Below are 4,242 nucleotides of genomic sequence, written 5' to 3' on the forward strand. Positions count from 1 at the left end.
CAGGTTTTGCGCCAGCGTCGTGTGCAGCCCGAAGACCGGGAAGATCAGGATCTGCGTGACGACCGCAACGCCGTAGCCGACGATCACGTTGGCGACGGATTCGACCAGCGACATGAGGCGGGACTGCTTCATGCCGCTGCCTCATCCAGCGGCCAGCAGTTCAGCCGCCAGAGTTCGCAGCGCATGCGCCGCAACCAGGGGGACCACGCCGTTGCCACAGAGGCGAAGCCGGTCCACCCGGTGGGCCAGCCCATCAGCGCCTCGACGAACAGCGGGTTCAAGGTCCGGCGCTGCTCGGAGGTATCGCTCCCAGCCATTGGCGTCACCAGGACCTGGCGGCCAAGCAGGCCGTTCACCGGTGTGTTCGCCAACGTCGTCGCGCCATCCTTGTGATCGCGGGCCGTCGGCGTCATCCACATGCGGCTGGCATGGGTCAGATCGGCTGTCTTGCGGTTGCCAGCGCTCGGCTTGCAGCCGTCGTTCGCCATTGGCGTCGGCCAGTCCCGCGCCATGCCGTCCAGACCCTTCTCGTGCTTCCGATCTCCGCCCCGGCTGCGAAAGCTGTCCGTCTGCGGCGTCGGCCACATCGCGGCCGTCGTCGCGAGGTTCATGCCGTGCTGGCCCGCTTCCTGCGATGGCGTCGGCTTCGTCTGCCGGTTCTCGTTGGCGCTGGCCCTCGGCGTCGGCCAGAGGCGCAGCAATTCCGTCCGGTTCCCGCCACTCGACCGGGTTCCAGAGCAGGCGCGCGGGGTCGGCCAGGTCGTCCCCGTCGCGGATGGCGAGGATGAAGAGCCGCTCGCGCTTGTGGGGCGCGCCGACTTCCGCCGCCGTGAAGAGGCCTGCCGCAAGGCGGTAGCCCATGCCGACCAGTCCGCTGGCGACTTCGGGGAAGCCGAGGCGGAGATGATGGGCGACATTCTCGAGGAAGACGAAGGGCGGCTTGATTTCGCCGATGATGCGGGCGACATGCGGCCAGAGGTGGCGCGGGTCGTCCGCGCCCCGGCGTTTGCCCGCGACGGAGAACGGCTGGCACGGATAGCCCGCAGTGACGATGTCCACCGCGCCGCGCCACGGGCGGCCGTCGAAGGTGGCAACGTCGTCCCAGACAACAGCCTGATCCAGGGACGTGTCTTCCATCCGCGCCACGAGAGTGGCTGCGGCGTAGGTTTCCCGTTCGACATGGCCCACAGCACGATATCCGGGGATGGCGATGGTGAGCCCGAGGTCGAGCCCGCCTGCGCCGGAGCAGAGGGAGAGGCCGAAGAGGCATGCGTCTTCGGCTCCGGAAGCGTCTCCGGAGGAAGGTAAAGCCAGGGCATGCATGTCACGCGGCGGACCTGCACTTTCGCGCGGGTTCGGGGGCGGCGTACGTGTCCGGCGTCTCGGCCGGTGGTTCGGCGTCGTCGCCCAGCCGCTCCGTCCTCACCTGCGCGAAGGTCCGGCCGTCGCCGTCGAGGATCGCGTCGCGGCCGGTCTCGGCCTGCCAACGTTCGACGGCGACATCGACATAGGCCGCGCTGATCTCCATCGCGAACACACGGCGGCCGTTGGCCTCGCCCGCCATGATCTGCGAGCCCGAGCCCGAGAAAGGCTCGTAGCAGAGGCCGCCGCGCGCGACGTGCTGGCGCATCGGGATGCCGAAGGCGTCGAGCGGTTTCGGCGTCGGGTGGTCGGGCCGGTCGTCCTTGGCGAAGCTGGGCAGCGCCCATGTCGAGGGCAGCGTTTCCTCGGCCACCTTCGGCGGGCGGTTCGGGCGGCGCCAGCCCATGAAGCAGGGCTCGTGCTTCCAGAGGTAGTGCGACCGGGTCAGGACGCCGCGGTCCTTCACCCAGATGATCTGTTGATGGACGAAGGCCCCGGCCTTTTCCCAGCAAGCCTCCAGCATCGCCTGGCGGCGCGAAGCGTGCCAGCAGTACCAGGCGGCGTCCTCGGTGATCGCCTCGGCGACGGCGGCGGCGATGAAACCGTCGTAGAGTTCCGCACCCTGCGAGCTGTCGTCCCAGGTGACGCCGTAGGACTGCGACCAGTCCTTGTTCCGCGTCGGATGGTTCGAGCCGTCATAGTCCACCAGATACGGCGGGTCGGTGGCGAACAGGATCGCCCGCTCGCCGTTCATCAGGCGGCGCACGTCGGCCGCGCTGGTGCTGTCACCGCAGAGCAGACGGTGGTCGCCGAGGATCCACAGATCGCCCGCCCGCGAAGCCGGATTGCGCGGTGGTTCGGGGATGGTCACCGGCGGCACGGAGCCCCCGGCGCCACCTTCTTCCCCGTCCCCCTCCGGCACAAAGGCCAGCAGCTTGTCGAGTTCGCCGTCGGACAAGCCCACCAGCGACAGGTCGAAATCCTCGGCCAGCAGGTCGTTCAGTTCGGCCGACAGCAGCGCCTCGTCCCAGCTGCCGAGTTCGGTCAGCTTGTTGTCCGCGATCCGATAAGCCCGGCGCTGCGCATCGGTCAGATGCTCCAGCACGATCACCGGCGCTTCAGTCAGCCCGAGCTGCGTCGCGGCGAGCACGCGCCCGTGGCCCGCGATCAGCTCCCCGTCCTCAGCCACGAGGCAGGGCACGGTCCAGCCGAACTCGGCCATGCTGGCGGCGATCTTGGCGACCTGGTCCGCGCCATGGGCCTTCGCGTTCTTCGCGTAGGGCTGCAGGCGCGACAGCGGCCACGACTCGATCGCGTCCGGGGCGAAGCTCAGCGTCATGGTAGGCAAGGTTCCTCGGTCGGGTGGATGCCGGTAGCTTCCGGACTCCGGATGCCGCGCCGGACTCCACGCGGGGTCCAGCGGCGAACAGCGGTGTCCGGTCGGAAGGCCAGCGTTCATTGGTGTTTGCGCGAAGCGTGAGCGGGTCCGGCTTCCGGGCGGCTTCCCAAAAATCCGGCCCTGTCGCTGGCGATGTCCCGCGCTTCGCCCGCCAGCATACGAATATCGCCAGGAAGGAACCGGAAACTGCCTTGGGTGGACCCCGGCCGGACCCCCGCTGGATGTCGGGTCCAGAAGGGCCCCGTCAACGCAATTGGGAGAGCGAGCTTTCCAGCGCACTCTCCCCATCTTGCCTTCGGAATAGCACGATCATGTTGCAGATGTCGAAGGGAAAAGTGTTGCAACACATTGGAGTCACTGCGCATTCAGGCGCGCAGCGATCTTGGTCAGCGCCAGCTGCCAGCGACGCCAGGCCGTCGTGCGATCGCAGCCCAGCTCGCCGCTGATCTGCTTCCACGGCACACGGGCCGCGCGGGACCAGACCAGCTTGCGCTCCTCCACGCCGATCCAGAGTACCCAGTCCGAGGTCTGCTCCAGTCGAGTGATCGCGGCGGCGGAGGGCCAGACCCGCATCGGCTGCGGTTCCATCGCTGCGATCTCCTGCCGGGTCCGAACGACCTCGGGCCAGACGTTGAAATAGCCCTGCGCCTTCACCGGAGGCAGCTTGCGCAGGGTGCGGAACGCCTCCTCGAAATGATCGGCGACGCAGTCGGCGGTCCATTCGCGATCAGCCATGGCGCGCCTCCCTGTCGGAGGAGCGCGGGCCGTAGAGCTTCTCGCCCAGCTGGCGGACCAGTTCACGCTCGGGCCAGGTGAGGCGGTCGTCATCGGCCGAGACCGCGAGGACGCCCTGTTCCTGCCAGCCCTCGCGCTTGACCTGTTCGGGATCCCGGCGTCGGCCGCCGTAGCCGTGGGGATGCCACCTCATGCGACACCCCCGTTCGTTTCGATCGCCCACAGCAGGATGGCGATGGCGTCGGCCTCGTTGTCGTCGGCCGGGCTGAAGCCGCGGGCGCGGACGGCGGCGACCATGGCGGCCTTGTCGGCGTTGCCCTTGCCAGCGGCGTGGCGCTTGATCGTGCCGACCGGGACGCCCTCGTAGGGCACGCCCCGAAGCTCTGCCCATGCGGTCAGCGTGGCCATGAGCCCACCGTAGATGTGGCTCGCGTCGGTGCCCGCGTGGCGGCGGACTTCCTCGAACCAGATGGCCGCGATTGGTCCGGACAGCCGGTCGACCTCGGTCAGCCAGTTGGTGAAACGCAGGTAGCGCATGCCACCGCCGTCGAAGCGGCCCGGGCGCAGCGAGACGGTGCCGCTGGTGATCAGGCCGTCATGGCCGCGGATCGCCCAGCCGGTCGAGGTGCCGAGGTCGAGCGCGAGGATGCAGCGGTTGCGGGGGGCGTCGAGCGGCAGCGATTCAAACCTTGCGCCGTCGCAATTCGGGATCAGAGTCGGCTGAGCCATGATGGGTCTCCTTTGCC

The 4,242-nt window shown here is 68.7% G+C and carries 6 protein-coding genes and 1 pseudogene; all 7 read right to left on the reverse strand.

From position 1 onward, the window contains the following. On the reverse strand, positions 1–132 hold a 132-nt coding region (locus A6302_RS26340), incomplete at its 3' end, for a DUF7220 family protein (RefSeq protein WP_425349181.1). Continuing rightward, a complete protein-coding gene (locus A6302_RS24950) occupies positions 129–611 on the reverse strand; it encodes a hypothetical protein (RefSeq protein ID WP_069308414.1) in 483 nt (160 codons plus the stop codon). The genes A6302_RS24950 and A6302_RS26340, both read right to left, overlap by 4 nt. 205 nt (positions 612–816) lie before the next feature. Further along, positions 817–1,323: pseudogene (locus tag A6302_RS24955) on the reverse strand (DNA cytosine methyltransferase); the annotation flags it as partial. 1 nt (position 1,324) lies between these two features. Next, entirely contained in the window at positions 1,325–2,701 is a 1,377-nt protein-coding gene (locus A6302_RS19465; protein ID WP_069308416.1) for a site-specific DNA-methyltransferase, read from the reverse strand. Positions 2,702–3,115: 414 nt separating this feature from the next. Then, positions 3,116–3,496 (reverse strand): DUF6362 family protein, encoded by a 381-nt coding sequence (locus A6302_RS19470; RefSeq protein ID WP_069308417.1) that lies wholly within the window; start codon positions 3,494–3,496, stop codon positions 3,116–3,118. Beyond that, on the reverse strand, positions 3,489–3,689 hold the full coding sequence (locus A6302_RS19475) for a hypothetical protein (protein WP_069308418.1): 201 nt from the start codon (positions 3,687–3,689) through the stop codon (positions 3,489–3,491). The genes A6302_RS19470 and A6302_RS19475 overlap by 8 nt, the downstream gene beginning before the upstream one ends. Continuing rightward, positions 3,686–4,225 (reverse strand): hypothetical protein, encoded by a 540-nt coding sequence (locus tag A6302_RS19480; protein WP_069308419.1) that lies wholly within the window; start codon positions 4,223–4,225, stop codon positions 3,686–3,688. Before A6302_RS19480 ends, A6302_RS19475 begins: the two co-directional genes overlap by 4 nt. Between the last annotated feature and the right edge of the window lie 17 nt (positions 4,226–4,242).

The organism is Methylobrevis pamukkalensis, from assembly GCF_001720135.1.
Classification (GTDB): Bacteria; Pseudomonadota; Alphaproteobacteria; order Rhizobiales; family Pleomorphomonadaceae; genus Methylobrevis; species Methylobrevis pamukkalensis.